Source organism: Mycobacterium sp. IDUB_9 (genome assembly GCF_055419505.1).
In genome coordinates, this window is sequence record NZ_JBVAXU010000001.1 from 987,176 (window position 1) to 1,003,093 (window position 15,918).

At 69.1% G+C, this 15,918-nt stretch carries 13 protein-coding genes; 3 read left to right on the forward strand and 10 right to left on the reverse strand.

The genetic code is table 11. The annotated features are described in order from the left end of the window. Window positions 1–12: 12 nt before the first annotated feature. From trxB to ACZY08_RS04830, 6 genes are all read right to left on the reverse strand, one after another. On the reverse strand, window positions 13–948 hold the full coding sequence (gene trxB / locus ACZY08_RS04805; protein ID WP_463743427.1) for a thioredoxin-disulfide reductase: 936 nt from the start codon (window positions 946–948) through the stop codon (window positions 13–15). Window positions 949–1,028: 80 nt separating this feature from the next. After that, window positions 1,029–1,781 (reverse strand): hypothetical protein, encoded by a 753-nt coding sequence (locus tag ACZY08_RS04810; protein WP_463743428.1) that lies wholly within the window; start codon window positions 1,779–1,781, stop codon window positions 1,029–1,031. Continuing rightward, window positions 1,732–2,394 carry an RNA polymerase sigma factor SigM gene (sigM, locus tag ACZY08_RS04815; protein WP_463743429.1) on the reverse strand — a complete coding sequence of 221 codons (663 nt, stop codon included), beginning with the start codon at window positions 2,392–2,394 and terminating at the stop codon, window positions 1,732–1,734. Before sigM ends, ACZY08_RS04810 begins: the two co-directional genes overlap by 50 nt. A gap of 99 nt (window positions 2,395–2,493) precedes the next feature. Beyond that, window positions 2,494–6,177 carry a murein biosynthesis integral membrane protein MurJ gene (murJ, locus tag ACZY08_RS04820; protein WP_463743430.1) on the reverse strand — a complete coding sequence of 1,228 codons (3,684 nt, stop codon included), beginning with the start codon at window positions 6,175–6,177 and terminating at the stop codon, window positions 2,494–2,496. After that, the gene (locus tag ACZY08_RS04825) at window positions 6,177–8,678 is read right to left on the reverse strand and encodes a DUF6049 family protein (RefSeq protein ID WP_463743431.1); all 2,502 of its coding nucleotides are present in this window, start codon (window positions 8,676–8,678) and stop codon (window positions 6,177–6,179) included. Before ACZY08_RS04825 ends, murJ begins: the two co-directional genes overlap by 1 nt. Continuing rightward, the gene (locus ACZY08_RS04830; RefSeq protein WP_463743432.1) at window positions 8,675–9,478 is read right to left on the reverse strand and encodes an NUDIX hydrolase; all 804 of its coding nucleotides are present in this window, start codon (window positions 9,476–9,478) and stop codon (window positions 8,675–8,677) included. The genes ACZY08_RS04825 and ACZY08_RS04830 overlap by 4 nt, the downstream gene beginning before the upstream one ends. Window positions 9,479–9,562: 84 nt before the next feature. On the opposite strand from ACZY08_RS04830, the gene ACZY08_RS04835 reads away from it, so the two are divergent. Both ACZY08_RS04835 and ACZY08_RS04840 read left to right on the forward strand, forming a co-directional pair. Further along, window positions 9,563–11,044: a CCA tRNA nucleotidyltransferase gene (locus ACZY08_RS04835; RefSeq protein ID WP_463743433.1), complete on the forward strand. Its 1,482-nt coding sequence runs from the start codon at window positions 9,563–9,565 to the stop codon at window positions 11,042–11,044. Window positions 11,045–11,062: 18 nt separating this feature from the next. Continuing rightward, the gene (locus ACZY08_RS04840) at window positions 11,063–11,557 is read left to right on the forward strand and encodes a pullulanase (RefSeq protein WP_463743434.1); all 495 of its coding nucleotides are present in this window, start codon (window positions 11,063–11,065) and stop codon (window positions 11,555–11,557) included. A gap of 79 nt (window positions 11,558–11,636) precedes the next feature. On the opposite strand, the gene ACZY08_RS04845 is transcribed toward ACZY08_RS04840, so the two are convergent. After that, window positions 11,637–12,413 (reverse strand): TIGR03084 family metal-binding protein, encoded by a 777-nt coding sequence (locus tag ACZY08_RS04845; RefSeq protein ID WP_463743435.1) that lies wholly within the window; start codon window positions 12,411–12,413, stop codon window positions 11,637–11,639. A gap of 23 nt (window positions 12,414–12,436) precedes the next feature. Beyond that, window positions 12,437–13,720: an MFS transporter gene (locus ACZY08_RS04850; protein WP_463743436.1), complete on the reverse strand. Its 1,284-nt coding sequence runs from the start codon at window positions 13,718–13,720 to the stop codon at window positions 12,437–12,439. Between the two features lie 88 nt (window positions 13,721–13,808). On the opposite strand from ACZY08_RS04850, the gene ACZY08_RS04855 reads away from it, so the two are divergent. Further along, window positions 13,809–14,414, forward strand: a complete 606-nt coding sequence (locus ACZY08_RS04855; RefSeq protein WP_463743437.1) for a YqgE/AlgH family protein — start codon at window positions 13,809–13,811, stop codon at window positions 14,412–14,414. A gap of 18 nt (window positions 14,415–14,432) precedes the next feature. On the opposite strand, the gene ACZY08_RS04860 is transcribed toward ACZY08_RS04855, so the two are convergent. Both ACZY08_RS04860 and ACZY08_RS04865 read right to left on the reverse strand, forming a co-directional pair. Further along, on the reverse strand, window positions 14,433–14,783 hold the full coding sequence (locus ACZY08_RS04860; protein WP_463743438.1) for a hypothetical protein: 351 nt from the start codon (window positions 14,781–14,783) through the stop codon (window positions 14,433–14,435). A 58-nt stretch (window positions 14,784–14,841) separates the two neighbouring features. Next, window positions 14,842–15,747, reverse strand: a complete 906-nt coding sequence (locus ACZY08_RS04865; RefSeq protein ID WP_463743439.1) for an LpqN/LpqT family lipoprotein — start codon at window positions 15,745–15,747, stop codon at window positions 14,842–14,844. Between the last annotated feature and the right edge of the window lie 171 nt (window positions 15,748–15,918).

Here is a 15,918-nt window from a genome sequence, read left to right on the forward strand (position 1 = left end):
ATCTATTGGGGGTCAGTCGTTGTCGGCGAGCCAACGCTCGGTGTCGATGGCGGCCGAACAGCCGCTGCCCGCGGCGGTGATGGCCTGGCGGTAGGTGTGGTCGACGAGGTCGCCCGCGGCGAACACTCCGTCGAGCGTGGTCGCGGTGGTACGGCCGACCACGTTCACGTAGCCCTCGTCGTCGAGGTCGATCTGGCCGCGCACGAGTTCCGAGCGGGGGTCATGACCGATCGCGACGAACACCCCGGTGACCTCGAGCTTGGACTCCTCGCCGGTGACGGTGTCGCGCAACCGCACACCGGTGACCTTCGGATCGCCCTCGATCTGGGTGATCTCGGTATTGGTCAGGAAGGTGATCTTGTCGTTGGCCCGGGCCCGCTCGAGCATGATCTTGGAGGCGCGGAACTCGTCGCGGCGGTGGATCAGGGTGACGCTGCGGGCGAACCGGGTGAGGAACGTGGCCTCTTCCATCGCCGAGTCGCCGCCGCCGACCACGATGATGTCCTCGTCGCGGAAGAAGAAGCCGTCGCAGGTGGCGCAGGTGCTCACGCCCATGCCGGTCAGGGCTTCCTCGCCGGGCACACCGAGGTGCCGCGCTGCGGCACCCATTGCCAGAATCACGGACCGGGCCTGGTGGGTCTCGTCGCCGACGGTGACCGATTTCACCGGGCCGGTGAGGTCGACGGCGTCGACGTCCTCCATGCGCAGATCCGCACCGAAGCGCAGGGCCTGCTCGCGCATCTCGTCCATCAGCTCGGGGCCGGTGATGCCCTCACGGAACCCCGGGTAGTTCTCCACCTCGGTGGTGGTCATCAGCGCGCCGCCGAACTGCGTGCCCTCGAACACCAGCGGCTTGAGCTGGGCGCGGGCAGCGTAGATGGCTGCGGTGTAACCGGCGGGGCCGGAACCGATGATGATGACGTCGTGAACCGTCGCTGAGGAGGACATGTAAGCCTTTCTGCCGTACTCGGCACGGGTTGCAACGTCAGCCTAGGCCCGATGTGTTCCCAGGTGAGTTCAAGGACAGACTACGGACGCTTCACCGGACGTTTCACCACGGTGTCGGCCAGTGACCCGGCATGAGCGGCGTCGCAGTCGGAGGCGAGGACCACGGCGTCGATGGTGTTGGGCGTGCCCGGTGGCCTGGGGGGTACCAACACCAGCACACCGCTCCGACCGGCCACGTCGATCGGGCGAGCGCCGAGAACCGGGACGCCGGCGGGGTAGCCCAGTGCGGACAGGCAAGCGGAGCGGCGTTGCGGGTCGGTCAACGGACCGAGATCGGGCGGGACCGACAAGAGCCCCTGGATCTGGGGTTCGGACAGAGCTATCGCGGCACGGGGCGGTGAGACTGTGATCCGGCCGAGGCTGGTCATCGTCGAAGGGGCGTGGCCCGTGGGGCGCACCAGGACAATCCCGCCGACGACGGCGGCCACCACGGCCGCACCTGCCCCGGCGGCGGCGCCGATCGACTTCCAGCGAAGGCCGGACGGCGCCCGCGGGGTCGGCTCGGCGCGCAGTGCCTCGGTCAGGCGGGCACTCACTTCGGCAGGCACCGGGGGAGCCGAGGCCGTGTCTCGGCCCAGCTCGGCCAGGTCGCGGCGTACCCGGTCGAGGGCGGCCAGGGTGTTCTTGGCCTCCGGCCCGGCCAGCGGGTCGGTGCGCACACGCCGGCGAATCTGCGCGGCGGTGTCGTCGTCGAGGAGGCCGGCCTGCAGGTCGGCGAGCAGCTCAGCAGGTATCGGACCGTCCGACGGCACTCGGGGTGTGCTGCCGTTCATCGCCTTCAAAATACTGGAGCAGGCCGGCCAGCTTGTGCCTGGCGCGGGAACACCGGCTCTTCACGGTGCCCTCCGCCACGCCGAGGAGCAGCGCCGTCTCGGCCACCGAATAGCCCTGCATGTCGACGGCCACCACCGCGGCGCGCTGCTCCAGCGGCAGCTGCATGAGCGCCCGCTCCACCACCATCGTGGTTGCCACCCGGGGCGCTGGGTCGCCGGCCGGGTCGCGCAGCTGAACGAGATGGTCGAGGTCGTGTTCGGACGCGGTCGGCTGGTTGCGTGACCGGCGAACCCGGTCCAGGCAGGCGTTCACCACGATTCGGTACAGCCAGCTGCTGACCGCCGAGTCGTGCCGGAACGACGCGGCCGTGCGGTGCGCCGACAGCAACGCGTCCTGGACAGCGTCGTCGGCGTCCTCGTGGTGATGGCTGGTGAGAAACGCCAACCGGCGTAGCTGGCTGTGATGCCGGTGGACGAGTTCCTCGAATGCGTAGCGGTCCCCGGCGACGTGGGCGGCCAGCAGTTCGGCATCAGAACGCGTGGCTGCCCCATCTTCGCGGTGCCCCCGCTGCGTCCCTGTGACCGGCTTACCGGTCCCCCCGAACCTTCCCACACGCTGAACTTAAACGCTGCGCGGTACAGGCCCGGACACTTGTTTGCCGGGCTTGCTATATCGCCAGGTCAACAAGCTATCCGGGCTGGGGATGACAGCTCAGGAGGCTGCTTTGAGAGTGATCTCGGAGATGTCGGTGCGACTCTTGCCGTCCACGGTGCCCAGCGTCGAGATCCACACCAGCACGTAGGAGGTGGACGACGCTTTGTTCACCGAGATGGTGTTGGAGCCGGGCTTGAGCGGTGTCGTCGGGCTCAGTTCGGTGGTGTCCGACAGGGACGACGGGGTAGCCGTCTGGGCCGAGCGGATCTGGACCGAGGTGCCGGTGCTGGTCACGTTGAGGGTGACCGAGCCGATCGTCGTCGGCTGCGGCAGTTGCAGCATCAGGCCGACGCCGTTCTTGAACCCGGGGAACGGGGCTGGGTCCGAATACGTGTCGGTGGACCACGCGGTGCCGGTATTGCCGTCGATGGCCTGCCCGGCCGTGGCGGGCGAATCGGCTTCACCTTCGGGTGAGAACACGGTTGCCCGTACGGGTTTCACCGTGCTTCCGGTGGCGGCCGACGAATCGCCCTGATTCTCTTCACTATTCGACGACGGTGCATTCAGGCCGAGTTCGTCGCGGTTGAGTCCCCCGCCGACGTCACCGAATATGCTGTTGAGGACCGAAGCCAGCACCAGCAGCGCCACCAAGATGATGGCGGCGCCCACACTCACCCCGATGATGACGCCCTTGCGGCGCCGGGCCTCGGCGGCTTCGTGTTCCTCTGGGGTCTCGTGCGCGCGGACCGGAGCGGCCGGGACGGGCGTCTCCTCGACCGAACCCAGCAGCTCGGTACGATCGGCGATCGCGGTGGCCTGTTGTAGCAGGTTCAAAAGGGTTGGAGCGCTTCGAATTCCACCACCAGGCTGGACCGCGCGGGCGGCCGCCGCTGAGATCTGGAACGGGATGTCGCGGTCGACGGCGCGTGGTTCGACCGGCTGCCCGGCCGGATCCAGGGCGGCAGGCTCCAACCCGCTACGTGATCCGGACTCCGGCAGCGGCCAGCGGTTGACCAGCAGCGCGTACAGCGCCGCGCCGATGCCGCGGATGTCGTCATCGGGCGTGGCGTCGGGCATGGTGGCCGGGAAGGCCAGTGCCACATCGCCTTCGATGCTCACCCGCACCCGGCCGGGGTGATCGATCGACAGGGCCACTCCGGCGCGGTGCGCGGCCTCGGCGGCGGCGGCGAGCGACTGGATGGCGCGCGCCCCGCCGATCGGGGAGGGAGAGGTATCCGCGACCTCGGCCAGCGAGCCGCCGCGAATCCACTCCGAGACGATCAGCCCGCCCGATCCGCTGTGAGCCACATCGAGGACCCGCGCGATACCGGGAACGTCGATACGGCTGAGTTTGAGGGTGCGCGAGAGGATCTCCTGCACCTGCGCGTCGGGCATGGTGGCATCCGGGTCGACGAAGGTCAGCGCCACCTGGCGGTCCAGCGCGGTGTCGAGCGCCTGCCAGAACTGCAGGTGCGGCGGACCGCCGTGGAACACCAGAAGCCGGTAGCGGCCCTCGGCGATGGTGGCCCCGGGGATGAGGTGCACATCGCCATCGGCCGTTTCCAGGGCGGCGTCGTGCGGCGGGGCGAACGAAATCGGCTCGCGCGTCGGATCGCCACCGTAGTCGGTGGTCGACCGGGCCGCCCCGTTCGAGCGGCTCGCGGCGGGTTCGCCGGATCCGGGGCCCTCGTCCGACGGCGTGGCAGGCTCGGGGGGTGTCACGTCCGGGTGGAACTCGTCGGCGGCCGGGCGCGGCAACTTCGTCGTATCGGTTGTCATCCCGGAACTCGAGGTGTCGTCCAGTGCCGGGCCGTCCGCAGATTCGTCGGTCACCGGTGATCCTTTCCACATCCCCGCTCCGGCAACGCCTGCCGGAGTCCCGCCCCCGGCGGCTGCCGGGCTTGACGGCCACTCAGTGGGAGAAGAATTCCTCTGATCAGGGTACGTGACGGGCCCCGCAGGATGAGGCCCGACGGGCGGCGCAATTGTTTGCATGGCTACCTGTCCGGCTGCCGGCTGAGGTGCGAGACGCCCCCGTCCGAGCCGGCGGCGGACCATGGCCAGCGCAGACTGCGCCTCCGGAACCCGGGCGGCGAGCATCACGCCGGCGATGATCGGGACCATGATCACGCCGAGTGCAACCAGGCGCAGCAACGAACCCGCGGCGCCGGCATGCTCGGTCAGCGAGTCCAGCCCGAGCAGTCGGTCGGCGGCATGGGCCACCAGGCCGGCGATCAACGACGCCGCGATGGTCACCAGGATCGTGCGGATCACCGCGTCGCGCAGCAGCCGGCCCCCGCGCGGACGCAGGTCGGATTTCAGCAGCACGTAACCCATCACGGCTCCGGCCATGAATCCCAGTCCGTTGGCCAGTCCGAGGTAACCGGCCACCATGTTGGGGTTGTCGGTCAGGTGGGGCGCGATGATCGAACCGATGATCTTGACGGCGGTGATCACCACGACGATGCCGATCGGTGTCCACGGCTTCTCCCGCGCGTAGAACACCCGCAGCTGCAGCAGTACCAGCGCATAGGGGATGAGCGTGAAGGCCGACAGCGTGATCGCCATGCCGAGGTAGCCGGCGTCGGTGGCGCTGAAGTTGCCGTAGGCGAACAGTGCGCTGCCGATGGCGGGCCCGCCGACGGTCATCATGGCCACCACCGGGATCAGCGTCACCATGGTGAGCCGGGTGGCCAGGGAGTAATCGTCGAGCACGGCCGGGATGTTGTCGGCGGCCGCATTGCGGCTGAGGCGCGGCATCACCACGGTCAGCACGGTGACGCCGATCATCCCGAACGGCAGCATCAACACCAGCCAGGTGTAGTTGTAAATGGCGGGCCCGGTGTCGGCTGCCCCGCTGGCGATCTGATTGCCGACGATCAGGCCGATCTGGCTGATGAGCACATACAGCACCATGGCCGCGGCCATCGTGCCGAATTTCTTGAGGCGGGCGTCGATGCCCCACAGCGGCCTCAGGCTGATCCGCTCGGCGCGGATCGCCGCGAGCAGCACCGCGGCTTGGGCGACCACGCCCAGGGTGGTGCCGATTCCGAGGACCAACAGCTTGGCCGTACCCATGTGGGGCGGATCGATCGAGAACTCCCCGGGCACCAGGACGAAGAGGCCCAAGGTCACGATCGCCACCACGTTGTTGACCACCGGGGCCCACGCCGGCGGACCGAACACATTGCGGGTGTTGAGGATCGCCATGAAGACCGACGACAGGCCGTAGAACAACACCTGCGGCAAGAGCAGGTAGGCGAATGCGGTGGTCAGCGGATTGTTGACCTTCGGATCGCTGCCCAACATCAGCCGCACCAGTAGTGGCGCGCACAGCACCGAGAGCACGGTGGTGACCAACAGCAGCGTGGTGGCCAGGGTCACCAGCCGCCGCACGAACGCGGTGCCGCCGTCGGGGTCGTCGCGTTCGGCGCGGGCGAGGACCGGCACGAAGATCGCGGTGAAGGTAGCTTCCAACACCAGCGCGGCCACCATGTTGGGGAGCTGGTTGGCCACCGAGAACGAACTGGTCAACGCTCCGCCGAGCAGAGCCATCAGCAGAACGAACCGGAAGAACCCGGTGATGCGGGAGATCAGCGTGGCGAAGGCCATGCCCCACGACCGTGACACCACTGCGGCGTCGGACAGCTCGGCGCGCCCGGCGGGGCGGATCGGGCCGGTCGCATGCGGAATCCGCCGCGGGCCCGGTGGCCGGGCCGCTGGTTGGTCGGGCGAGGTCATCAGGGCCGGTCCGGACTCGTCGCGGGCACCGGCGGGGAAGGCGGGGTGTCGGGCCCGCCGTCGGTGCTGACGTCATTGGTGAACGCCATGGCGACGTCGAGCGGGTCAGGGTGTTCGCCCGGCGGAATGAGGTCCGCGCGGTCGGGCTGGCCGCGGAAGCGGTGCCACAACCGGCGTCCGGCGAGCGCCACCAACACGGCCCCGGCCGAGAGCGTGATGAAGAACAGCACCTTGCCGTAGGCGTTGGAATGCACTGACAACCGGACGGGCTCACCGAGCGTCAGGCCGTCGGTGGTCTGGAGGCTCACGTCGACGGCCACCCGCTGGGTGAAGTGCACCTCGATCGGTACCCGCAGGGGCAGATAGCCGGGCGGCAGCTCGATCTCGCCCATGTCGGTGACGCTCATGCCGGGAGGTGCGTCGACGTGCAGCCGGACCCGTACCGGCACCGGCAGGTCATTGCGCAGCGCCAGCGGCAGCGGACTGCGCTCGGTGGCCAGCGTGTAGGCCCCGCCGGGGTTGACGATCCGCACCGCGCCGAACATGTCGTTCACACTGCGGTTGACGGTCTGCAACCGCTGCTCGGCCAACCCTTCGCGGGCCTCCGGTGGCACCGACTGGCTCAGCGCCCGCAGCGTGTCCTCCCGCAGCGGTGCGGTGTACTGCATGCCGGTCAGCCCGGTGCGCTCATCGGTGGTCAGCGCGGCGGTCAGCCCCCACAGCCGGCTGATCACCGCCGCGATGCCGCCGCTGATGTTCTCGTCGACGCCACTGCGGGGGTTGCCGAGGGAATCCGGCGGCGGGGGTTGTACGGGTTCGGGTGGCACGGCGTTGCTTTCGGCGATCACCGCGGGCAGTGGGCGCGGCACGGCCAGCCCGGCGTGGATCGTGGTGGCCACCGAGGTCAGGATGGCCTGCGCGTCGTCGGCGTCCAGCGACCACACCAACGGTGGCATCAGGATCTGGGTCCGCGGTTCCTCGGTGGGCGTGAGCCCCCGCCACAGCAGTGCGCCCAGAGCATCCTGACGGCGCGCGGTCTGCGAGTCGTGACGGACCGGGATCTCCAGCGACGGGTCCAAGTAGGACGGCGCCACCGGGTCGGTGCCGGCACCGGCAAGGGCGGCACCCACGGCCGGGTCGAATCCGGCCGCCACCACCTCGGGCCCGTATCGCAGCGGCGTGACATCGGCGGTCTCGGGGGCGCCGGTAGCCGAGTCCTGGGCGGTGATCTGGGTGGCCGAGATGGCGACTGTCTGGCCCTGGGCCGCCAGCAGGTCCAGGGCGGGGCCGGTGAGCGGCCCGTCGCCCAGGATGCTGGCACCCCGGATCGAGGTGGCGCCCAGGATCTGATCGACGATGTCGCCGGCACCGTTGGTCGCGATCGCGCTCAAACCCGGGTCGCCGACCCGTTGAAGTGCGGTCAGGTCGGCCTGCGCGTAGTTGGTCGGTGCGACGCACAGCCGCCCGGCCAGGGCGCGCAGGCGGTTCAGCCAACCGACGGCCGCTTCCTGGCCGGTGCCGGGCCGCGTCGGGGTGCGGGCACCGGCGTCGGGTCCGTCGTTGACGACGTAGCCGCCGGTCATCGCGTTGACCGTGACGAGCAGATCGGGATCGACGGCAAGACACAAGGTGGCACGCATCTGGCCGCCGGAGTCGACGGTCGGTCCGGTGGCGAAGTCGGCGGCCGCCAGCAGGGTGTCGAGGCGCCCGCCCGGGGCCAGGGACGCGGCGAGGCTGTCGTCGACAAGGCGCACCGGCGTGGTGCCGCCGGGGGCGCCCGGGGCCAGCCGGGGCCGGTCGGCCAGCGGCCAGAGCATGGTCATCCGCACCGGCTGCGAGGTGTCGGGCGGTACCACCGAGTTGAGCGTGTCCGCGGCCGACATCGGATATTCACCGGCGTCGGGCGCATTGCCTTCTGGCCGGTCGGGCGGCACCCCGAGGACCGGCAGCAGGAAGCGGGCGTCGTCGAGCTTGGCGGGAGCACCGTAGTCCGGTGTCCCGTTGACGTTGAGCAGCACGGGGTAGACACCGGGTTCGGTGATGTGCAGCGATCCCGGGCCTTCGGCGCGCAGCGGATAGGACAATGTGAAGGCAACCGATTGGCCGCGCTGCATCTCGGGTGCCACGGTGACGAAGTCGGCTACGGGCTCGAATCGGTCGACGTCCCCGGTGAGGTCGGTGCGTAGCTGACTCGATGAAGTCACCGCCCGCGCGTGTTCCATCCGGATGTCCACATCGCGCACCGGACGGTCACCGACGTTGAGCACCGCCCCGCTGACCGTCAGCACTGTTTCGCTGGTGGTCGTGACGACGTCGGGGGTGACGCGGTCGATGCGGATCTGGAGGAACGGCGTCGCTCCCGGTTCACTTGCGCCTGCGCGGGGCAGAAGGACTGGCAGCGCGGCGGTGGACCACACCGAGAACAACAACATCACCGCCACAAGCACCACTGTGTGCGCCAGGAGGGAAACCCCTCGGCGCACCACCGGGGCCGCGGTCACGGACCCTGTCCGCATCCGTTCGTGCGCCGGCGGGGCTGGGGTTGTGCGGGTTCGTCGCGGCGGTGACTGCGGGCGTGCGAGTGGGTCTGGGGACGCCGCCGGGGCGCGCTGCGGGGCAGTGGCGGCAGGGCGCCCGGCCCGTCGGTGTGCAGCTTGTCGATGAGCTCGCCGGCCACCTCGGCGAGCTTGCGCTCGTCGGCGTACGCCAGGCGGGACGCCAGATCCCGCAGCGGGACCCAGGCGACCTCGGTCACCTCGACGTCGTCGTCGGAGAGCTCGCCGCCCTGGAAGCGCAGAAGGTAGTGATGCACGGTCTTGTGGACGCGGCGTCCCTCGGTGACGAACCAGTAGTCGATGCTGCCGAGCGCGGCCAGCACGTCGCCGCGGATGCCGGTCTCTTCGGCAACCTCACGGATCGCGGTCTGCTCGGCCGTTTCGCCGAGTTCGATATGCCCCTTGGGCAAGGACCACAGCATCCGGCCGCGCCGGTCGACCCGGCCGATCAACGCTGCCACCTGGGTGTCCTTGGGGCCGTCGATTCCGTCGATGACCAGACCTCCGGCCGAGGTCTCGTGCACGGTGCGTAGCCGCTCCGGTGGCCGACGCGGCCGCGACTTGTGTTGCTTGGACTGGTCACGCGGGGTAGGCGCGGGATTGGCCGCATCGACGGTTGCTTCGCTGGGGGCGGCGGCATCGTTGGTCTGATCACCCGCCGGCGGTCCCGCCGCCCTTTGTGCACGACGACGGCCACGACGCCGGCTGCGGCGCCGTCGTGGTTTGGCCTGTTCGCCGTCCGACACCCAAGCGATAGTAGCTGCCACGAGGTTGGCCTCCTGCCGCACTCGCCGGTTGTGACCACACCGGGAGCATTAGGCTCATCGAACGTGTCCGACGCTGTTGTTACTGATGCCGAATTGCTGGCCGGCGCACTGGTCTCCCTGAACCACCGCGCCGAGGTGCTCCGCGCACTCGGCGCGTTGTTCGCTGAGGCGGGCCACGAGCTGTATCTGGTCGGCGGAAGTGTGCGCGATGCGCTGCTGGGCCGGCTGACCGATCACAGTGATCTCGATTTCACCACCGATGCCCGTCCCGAGCAGATGCTGAAGTTTCTGCGGCCGTGGGCCGATGCGCTGTGGGATACCGGGATCGCATTCGGCACGATCGGTGTGGGCAAGCGCGTGGGCAAGGTTGAGCACCGCCTCGAGATCACCACGTTCCGTGCCGACAGTTATGACCAGGTGTCGCGGAATCCGACAGTGGAGTTCGGCGACAACCTCGACGACGACCTGGTGCGCCGCGACTTCACCGTGAACGCCATGGCGGTGCGCATCGCACCAGATCAGCCAGGCGGGGTCGGCGACTTCATCGACCCCTTGGGCGGTTTGGCGGCGGTGCAGGCCAAGGTGCTCGACACCCCGTCGGCGCCGGAGGTGTCGTTCGGGGACGATCCGCTGCGGATGTTGCGCGCTGCCCGATTTGTTTCGCAGCTCGGGTTCGGGGTGGCGCCGCGGGTGCTCGAGGCGCTGCTGGAGATGGCCCCGCAGCTGGAGCGCATCACCGTCGAGCGGGTCGCGGCCGAACTGGACAAGCTACTGCTGGGTGCCGATCCGGTGGCCGGTGTCGATCTGATGGTGCAGACGGGGCTGGGCGAGGTGGTGCTGCCCGAGGTCGGCGAGATGCGGATGGCCATCGACGAACACCATCAGCACAAGGACGTGTACTGGCATTCGCTGACGGTTCTGCGACAGGCAGTGGAACTTGAGGGCTCTGAAGGCCCCGACCTCGTATTGCGTTGGGCCGCACTGCTGCACGACATCGGCAAGCCGGGCACGCGCAAGCACGAATCCGACGGCGGCGTCAGCTTTCACCACCACGAGGTGGTGGGAGCGAAGATGGCCCGTAAGCGGATGCGGGCGCTCAAGTACTCCAAGCAGATGGTCGACGATGTGTCGCAGCTGGTGTATCTGCATCTGCGGTTCCACGGCTACGCCGACGACAAGGGCACGGGCAAGTGGACCGACTCGGCGGTGCGTCGCTATGTCACCGATGCCGGTCCGCTGCTGAGCCGGCTGCACAAGCTGGTCCGGGCCGACTGCACGACGCGGAACAAGCGCCGTGCCGCACGGCTGCAGGCCAACTACGACGATCTGGAGAACCGGATCGCCGAACTGGCGGCCAAGGAGGACCTGCAGCGGGTCCGGCCGGATCTCGACGGCAACGAGATCATGGAGATCCTCGGGATCCCGGCGGGCCCCCAGGTGGGCGAGGCCTGGAAGTACCTCAAAGAGCTGCGGCTCGACCACGGACCGCTGTCCCGTGAGCAGGCCATCGACGAATTGCTGAAATGGTGGAACGCCAGGAGCTGATCGTGCGTCTGATCAGTCATGGACTACTGCCTGGGTGACCCGGACGGGACCGCGACCATCTTCACCGGCGTGCCCGATGTGGATGTGGACGGCGACGGCAGCTTCGACGGCATCGGACTCGATGTCGACGGGGACGGCCGGATCGACGATGTGATGGGTGATTTCGACAGGGACGGCAGCGCCGAGCGCGCGGTGCTCGATACCGACGACGACGGTCACGCCGAGAGCTACTTCTCCGACGACGGTTCGGGGACCTGGGCGGTGAGCGTGGACCGGTCCGGGCAGGTGCGGTGGTTCGGGCTCGACGGGGTCGAGCAGCCCGCGGGCGGGCCACTGGTGGATTTCGACGGTGACGGCGCAGCCGACGACCGGCTGATCGACGCTGACGGAGACGGGCGGGCCGATCGGGTGATGGCCGGGGAATCGGCGTACGTCGACACCGACGGGGACGGTCGTTGGGACATGAAGCTGGCCGATACCGACGGGGACGGGCGGGCAGACTCGGTGTCCTGAGCGTGACTCTGCGGTGAGGGCGTGAGCCTCTCGAACTTCCGCGCCCTCAGCGCAGAATCGAATTTCGGTAGTGGCGTGTTCAGCCGCGTCCGGCGCCCGGAGGCCCGGCGAAGGCCTGCGCGATGGTCAGCCACTTGGCGGCGTCGTCGCCCACCGCGGTCACATCCAGTTCGGCGGGTGCCCGGCGCTGGGTCACCAGCATGCAGAAGTCTTCGGCCGATCCCGTCACGCGCTGCTGCGCGTCGTGTGGTCCCCACTCCCACAGCGAGCCGTCGGGCGCGGTCAGCTCAACCCGGAACGGGGCGGCCGGCGGCGTCAGCCCATGCACGGTGAACGCGAAATCCCTTGTGCGAACCCCGATGTGGGCGATCGAACGCAGCCGCGCGGTGGCGGGCCGATGCACGTTGAGCGCGTCGGCGACATCGAGACCATGTGCCCAGGTCTCCATCATGCGGGCGGTGGCCATCGAGGTCGCGCTCATGGGCGGGCCGAACCACGGCAGCTTGCGGCCCTCGGCGACGTTCACGAGTTCGGTGTGCAGTCTCGTGCGGGTCTCACGCCACTCAGCGAGCAACTGCTCGGGTGGCGTGAGCGCGAGCTCCTCGGCCGCGGCGTCGACGAACCCGGTCGGGTTCTGCATCGCCTCGGCGAGGACGGCGTCGAAGCCGGCCTGGTCGGTGATGGCGATGACCGACACCCGATCGGTCCACAAGAGGTGGGCGATCTGATGGGCGATGGTCCAGCCCTCGGCCGGCGTGGCGGTGGCCCAGCCCTCCGGCGGGAGACCGGCCACCAGGGCATCGAGTTCGTCGCTCTCGGCGGACAGGTCGGCCACGATCGGCTCGGCGCTCACCATGGCGGTCAGCCTAGACCGGGCGATCACACCCGCTTCGGGGATGCCACCGCGGCATGCAGTCCGAGCCCGATCAGATAGGCAACGGACCCGGCGGCCACCAGGCCGGGTGAGTGTCCATCGGCGGGTATCACCACGGCCGCCGCCGCGATCGCCACGACGAACGAGATCCAGAACAGCGCGTCCTGCACGGTGAACACGTGACCGCGCAGGGCGTCGTCGACGTCGATCTGCATCGCCGAGTCCGCGCACAACTTCACCAACTGCCCGGCCGCGCCCAGCAGCAGGCCACAGACCAGCATCACCGGTACCTGCAGCCCGAGCGCCACCAGCTGGATCACCACGGCGAGGCCCAACGCGCCGTTGGCCGTCGCATAGCGCCCGAACCGGGCGATCACCGCCGGGGCCGCCACCGTCGCCGCGAACTGTCCGATGCCTCCGAATGCCATGAACAGCACCGCGCTCCCCAGCCCCAGCCCGGTCACATCGGGGTTGTCGGTGTGCCGGACGATCACCAGCACCAGCAGCGAGTTGATCCCGAACGCCATCCGGTGTGCGGCGAGCCCGGCCAGGGTTCCGGCGACGGGCCGCACGGCCCACACGGTGCGGGCACCGTGCACCCAGCCGGTGGACACCGCGTAGGCGACAGAGCCGTGGATGGCGCGTTTGCTCTCGTGCGGACCCAGCACGTGCGGTCCGAAGCGCACCGAAAGCCACAACGCCAACGCCACCGGGAGCGCCACGATGAACATGACCACCGAGGCGCCGGTGTCGTCGGCACCGAACAGCTTGCGCGGCAGCAGCATGAAATCTGCACCGAGGAACGCCGCCAGCGAGCCGATCGCGGTGGCCACCGAGTTCATTGTGACGATCCGGTCCTGCGGCACCACATCGGGCAGCGAGGCCGACAGACCCGACGAGACGAACCGGGTGAACCCGTTGACGATCAGGGCACAGCACAGGATCGGCACGTCGCCGACGCCGAAGGACAGCAGCGCACCGACCACCAGCACCACGATCAGCCGTCCCACGTTGGCGCCGATGAGTACCAGGCGACGGTCCCAGCGGTCCAGCAGCGCCCCGGCGAACGGGCCGAGCACCGAGTACGGCAGGAACATCACTGCGAACGCCATGGCGATCTGCCACGGCTCGGCTTGCCGCTCCGGGTTGAACAGGATGGCACCGGCCAGGCCGGCCTGGAAGAGACCGTCGGCGAACTGACTGACCGCACGCAGCTCCAGCAGCCGGCGGAATTCGGTCATGCCACGCAACGAGTCCCACAGGGCACGGGGAGCGCGAGCATGAACCACCCGATCAACAGTACAAAGCTCAGCCGAAATCCGACCGCGCCCGGGCTTGTTCGCCACGTCTCGGCAATCGCGGTGCCATTATGTAGACGTGGCGCACTCAGAAGACCCGGAGGATTTCATCGCGCCTGCAGCGCATCGGGTACGACCGGGCACGCTGCTGCTGGCCAATACCGATCTGCTCGAGCCGACCTTCCGGCGCAGCGTCATCTATATCGTCGAGCACAACGCCGGCGGCACCCTCGGTGTGGTGTTGAACCGGCCCAGCGAGACGGCGGTCTACAACGTGCTGCCGCAGTGGGCGAAGCTCACCACCAAACCCAAGACGATGTTCATCGGCGGGCCGGTCAAGCGGGACTCGGCGCTGTGTCTGGCGACGTTGCGGGTCGGCATGCAGGCGGACGGTGTTCCCGGACTGCGGCACGTGCAGGGCCGCGTGGTGATGGTGGATCTCGACGCCGACCCGGACAACCTGGCCCCGATCATCGAGGGCGTGCGGATATTCGCCGGGTACTCCGGCTGGACCATCGGCCAACTGGACGGCGAGATCGAGCGGGACGATTGGATCGTGCTCTCGGCGCTGCCATCGGATGTGCTGATCGAGCCGCGCACCGATCTGTGGGGCCGGGTACTGCGTCGTCAGCCGCTGCCGATGTCGCTGTTGGCGACCCACCCGATCGACGTCAGCCGCAACTAGCCTCTACTGACAGGCCGGCTACTTGCACGAAAGGGTGCAGCTGGCGCATGAGCCGGCGCAGTCCGCTCCCGAACCGGCGCTTGCCTCCGCCGCCGCGACGGCCTTGGCGCTCTGCCAGCAGCCGGCGGCGACCGTGGCGACCGCACCGATGATGCACACCATGACGACCATCAGCCCGGTGTGGGGCGCGGCGGCCAGGGCGGCGGCTCCGCCCGCGGCGAGCATGACCGCAGCGGCCAGTTGAGTCGGGGCCACAGCCCTCAGAACCGAGCGCACGGGATCACCGGTGCGAGGCCTGGTCAACAACCACAGCCCGAACACACCGACGATGACGGCGGCGCTCAAACACAGCAGCGCGGCGATCAGCATGCGCCACACAATACGAGGCGCCGGTCGGTATTGCGAGGTCGGGGCGGGGTCCGGTACCTCAGCCGTGCAGGCCCAGGAGCTGGGGCAAACCCGGCTGCGGCGCGGGTGCGGCCGGGGCCGGAGTAGCTGGCGGCGGGGGAGCGGCCGGGGCCGGCGCGCTGACCTTGAACCCGGACACGATCGCATCGGCGGCGTCGGCAGCCGCGGAAACACCCTGGTTGGCGGCCGAGGAGTTCACCGACAACGACACCAGGTAATGGTCGGGGCCCGCGGTGGCAAGGATGTGCCTGCGTGACGTGTTGAGCACCTGGCTACCCGACAGGTAGCTACCTTCGATGAATGCCGATGGAAAGCCGTTGAAGTCACCCATGGCCATGTCGGTGGGACGCCAGTTCTGCAACTGCTGGGTGTCGACGTAGCCGTGGCTGACGGCTTCGACCGGGTCGAAATTGCCTACGAGCTTGTAGACCACGACCTGTGCGTTGGGGGTGTAGAGGTCGGTGCTGGACCGGTCGGCGATCACCGCGAAGGCATCGGGAACGTTGGGATCGGGCACTTTGGTCCAGCCCTGCGGCAGTGGCAGCACGATGCTGAGCGCCTTGAAGTCCTGGCTGACCTGAGGCTCCATCTTCACGCCCTTGGCCTTGAAGAAATCGGCAAGGGTCCCCGAGGCGGCCGGGTTGATGGTCTGGGCCGGTGGGGCGGGCGCGGCGACCGCGGGAACGGCGTTGGCTGCCGCGCCCGGGACGCCGGGTGCCGGCGGGGACACCGGAGCGGCCGGAGCGATGGGCGCCGCGGCGGGGGCGACCGTGACGGTCTGGGTCACGGTCACCGGGCCGGGGACGCTGGGAACCGGAAGGAGGGGTTCGGCCGAGGCGGTCTGACCGGTGAGACCGACGACCCCGGCCACACCGACGGCCGTGCCCGCTGCCAGCACCCGCCACCGGCTGGTCAACTCGATCATCGCTTGTTCCTCCTGCAAACCGTGCCCCCACCTGGGGACCACATCCACTAGGCGCCGAGACTATCCAGGGTTTACGGTCCGCCACCAGCAACTCAACCGACCTGGAACCAAACCCTGACAGGGCCGCGACGCAACCGATACCAAGCTGTGGCCTTCGGCGTCGAAAGACGG

Excerpts from the sequence above, each read along its gene's own strand:
- ACZY08_RS04860 (WP_463743438.1), bottom strand. The coding sequence starts at position 14,783 with ATGCTGATCGCCGCGCTGCTGTGTTTGAGCGCCGCCGTCATCGTCGGT.
- ACZY08_RS04845 (WP_463743435.1), bottom strand. The coding sequence starts at position 12,413 with ATGGTGAGCGCCGAGCCGATCGTGGCCGACCTGTCCGCCGAGAGCGAC.
- ACZY08_RS04840 (WP_463743434.1), top strand. The coding sequence starts at position 11,063 with ATGGACTACTGCCTGGGTGACCCGGACGGGACCGCGACCATCTTCACC.
- trxB (WP_463743427.1), bottom strand. The coding sequence starts at position 948 with ATGTCCTCCTCAGCGACGGTTCACGACGTCATCATCATCGGTTCCGGC.
- murJ (WP_463743430.1), bottom strand. The coding sequence starts at position 6,177 with ATGACCTCGCCCGACCAACCAGCGGCCCGGCCACCGGGCCCGCGGCGG.
- ACZY08_RS04865 (WP_463743439.1), bottom strand. The coding sequence starts at position 15,747 with ATGATCGAGTTGACCAGCCGGTGGCGGGTGCTGGCAGCGGGCACGGCC.
- ACZY08_RS04810 (WP_463743428.1), bottom strand. The coding sequence starts at position 1,781 with ATGAACGGCAGCACACCCCGAGTGCCGTCGGACGGTCCGATACCTGCT.